This is a genomic window from Lysinibacillus sp. FW301-JW8, assembly GCF_058788755.1.
Genome location: NZ_JBYTBB010000052.1, coordinates 37,694 through 39,435, shown reverse-complemented (window position 1 = coordinate 39,435; position 1,742 = coordinate 37,694). Strand labels below are relative to the sequence as shown.

Below are 1,742 nucleotides of genomic sequence, written 5' to 3'. Positions count from 1 at the left end.
CTCGTCGCTCGCCCACAGGAAAGCGAGTAGCCTGGAACGGAAATCACCTTCATTTGAATTAGTAGTATTCACAAAGAATTCCTTGACCATTTAGTTTTTCAACACTATGAACGGTAAGCTCTAATGCTTACCGTTAAATAATTTGTTATCAGATAACTACTGCTTATTGATTTTCTTGACTATTCACCAAAGTCCTTTTTCATTAATTGTAGTTTTTCATTTATTTTTTTTGCATCTTTTTTATCATTTTGCCATGAAAGTAAACGAACAATGATATAGATTACCGCGATTTGCAGTGCTAGAAAGATTACACCTAATGCATCATTAACAATATTAATAGCGCTGCCTAGGACAATCAATAAAATCTCCAAAGTGAAGAAATGAATTATTATTCTTATACGCATTTTGTTCTCACTGAGATCATTGGGAGAATAAAAAATAAATCCCGTTAATGCACTTAGAAATGAAGATGCCATTATGATATAAATCGATTTCAAATCAAAGGCCATGTCAGGATAAAATATTTGTCGCAACAAAGTAATCATCATGATTATGGACGCGAAGATGATAAAGAAATCCTTAATTATCTTTTGTACAAATTGTAAAAAATTCATATGTATCCCTCTTTACAAACCTAGCATATTTTTAAGGACAGGCACATACTGCCTTGATATAACAGCACGTTCTCCATTATCCAGCACCGCTTCGAATCGGCCACTTATCGTCGGATAAACAGATGAAATTTTCGTGATGTTCAAAATTGTTGATTTCGATGCGCGAAAACAGTTTTTTCCTTTACATAATTCCTCTAGCTCGTAAAGTTTTTGTTTTACCTCAAAAACGTTGTTCCTGCAGTAAATAAAAACTTTTCCCTCGACTGCCTCGAAATAATAGATATCATTAAGCTTAATGCGGTGAATACTATCATTTTGATATCCAAGTAAAATAAGATTTTCCGTTTTCAGCTTGTTGATGATGGCATCTATTTCATCATCAACCTTATGACACCTAATAACAATCTCTTCTTCTAAATCTTGGCTTATTTCTTCTATTGAAATTTTCATATTATCACCCACGAAAATTCAAGTTATATCATTCGACTACGAATACTTTTAACTTGCAAATACCTTCAGACAATCCTTTTTTATATTTTATCAGATTAAAGTTTGGAATAGTAGTTAGAATCTGGCAAACAAAGTGGGGAGAGTAAGGGCGAGTTCCTATTTTTCATTCGTTATTTCTTTTATCCTCTTTATTAATAGGAATATTTTTAGAACTACTACAAACCAAGGGAAATCAATTTCAAAATTGGATTTTCTACATGAAACATTACAGTTCTTTATTCATTTTTATAAAGTATTAATACAAAGTTTTGAAATGCTGTTCTTTTGACATTCAGCTGACACAATTCACTGATAAAGTGAAGGCTAAGCTTAGTTAAACTCTAAGCTTAGAGGTAAAAGCCTCGTCTACACTAATTCAAGGAGTGAATAACAATGAAATAAAAAGTAAGATGGTAACTTATGCTATGACAGGAGCTTTATCACTAGGGATAATTGGAGGTACAATTATTCCAACTTATGCTGCTACAGTTCAAAAAGAGACAGTAAATGTAGAAGAATACAAAAAGTTGGATGCTGAAACACAACAAAGAGTTAATGAAATTTTAAATAATCTGAGGAAAGAACTAGCTGAATTAGGGATATCATTTCCTACAGGAAAAGGCGATAAATTAGCAAATT

Annotated in this window: 2 protein-coding genes and 1 pseudogene; 1 reads left to right on the top strand and 2 read right to left on the bottom strand. The window is 32.1% G+C overall.

Annotated features, from left to right (window positions below):
- Window positions 1-179: 179 nt before the first annotated feature.
- Both AC3WOM_RS19005 and AC3WOM_RS19000 read right to left on the bottom strand, forming a co-directional pair.
- A complete protein-coding gene (locus AC3WOM_RS19005) occupies window positions 180-614 on the bottom strand; it encodes a DUF3021 family protein (protein WP_492447950.1) in 435 nt (144 codons plus the stop codon).
- Between the two features lie 12 nt (window positions 615-626).
- On the bottom strand, window positions 627-1,064 hold the full coding sequence (locus tag AC3WOM_RS19000) for a LytTR family DNA-binding domain-containing protein (RefSeq protein ID WP_427548754.1): 438 nt from the start codon (window positions 1,062-1,064) through the stop codon (window positions 627-629).
- 464 nt (window positions 1,065-1,528) lie between these two features.
- Here AC3WOM_RS19000 and AC3WOM_RS18995 point away from each other — a divergent pair.
- Window positions 1,529-1,742, top strand: a pseudogene (locus AC3WOM_RS18995) (hypothetical protein); the annotation flags it as partial.